Source organism: Rhizobium sp. BR 315, from assembly GCF_050577975.1.
Lineage (GTDB): Bacteria > Pseudomonadota > Alphaproteobacteria > Rhizobiales > Rhizobiaceae > Rhizobium > Rhizobium miluonense.
Genome location: NZ_JARWKZ010000144.1, coordinates 1 through 794, shown reverse-complemented (window position 1 = coordinate 794; position 794 = coordinate 1). Strand labels below are relative to the sequence as shown.

Annotated in this window: 2 protein-coding genes; both read right to left on the bottom strand. The window is 33.5% G+C overall.

Going from position 1 to position 794, the window contains the following annotated elements:
* A partial coding sequence (locus QD409_RS35430; RefSeq protein WP_430765035.1) for a hypothetical protein occupies window positions 1–338 on the bottom strand: 338 nt, incomplete at its 3' end.
* On the bottom strand, window positions 338–577 hold the full coding sequence (locus QD409_RS35425) for a hypothetical protein (protein ID WP_182102395.1): 240 nt from the start codon (window positions 575–577) through the stop codon (window positions 338–340). The genes QD409_RS35425 and QD409_RS35430, both read right to left, overlap by 1 nt.
* Window positions 578–794: the final 217 nt, after the last annotated feature.

The following is a 794-nucleotide window of genomic DNA, read 5'->3' as shown; positions in this document are numbered from 1 at the left end:
GGACAAATATGTTTTTTAAAAATCATTGGAAGTTCTACTTCAGCGCAACAATGAGGACACCATTCTGCCATCGTCTCAAGGAACTTTTCTTCAGCACCGCATTCAATCAGCATCCTATCTTCAATAGCAAAATCAATAATTTCATCTGTATTGTCATATGTATATGTGTCCAAAAATTCATTAATGGATTTGTATCCTAAACAAAGTACTATGTTTTCCATCCAGTCGTAAGGCACCTTATAAAAGGCGCTTACGACTCCATCAAATTCTCCTTGTTTAATTTGTTTCAGCTTATTTATATATCCGTAAATAGTTATGTTATTGTTATTGTTATTCATTAATTCGCCCCCGAATATCTACCACAAAATTCACATCGGCCATTGCTCCACAATCCATAGTGCATAATAAAAGGGTTGCCATTCCCCCACTCGATAATTGCTCCTTCATTTCCTTTCCCACAGTGTTTACAATCATTATCCTTATGCTGTTCTTCATATCTTCTTTGTCCAGCAATTAAATTTTGAGTTACTTGTTCTCCATATTTTTGCAAACTTTCTTTTTCCCATTTGTACGGCATATCTAAATCCCCCAATAATTTATTTTGAGAAGGAAAGGATCTTCCTTTCCTTTAGTTTTGCAATTCTGTGATTTCTCCAATAAGCCAAGAAGTTTCTCTATTATCTTCAAATACTGCAGAAACTTGACCATTATAAGGATCAAACTTAATCATAGTTTTAATTCTCATTTCCTTTTCAAAGCTTAAAAACTTAAAAATTCCATTATCAYAGTGCCTA

Coding starts and splice junctions, on each gene's coding strand:
- QD409_RS35425 (WP_182102395.1), bottom strand. CDS start 577: ATGCCGTACAAATGGGAAAAAGAAAGTTTGCAAAAATATGGAGAACAA.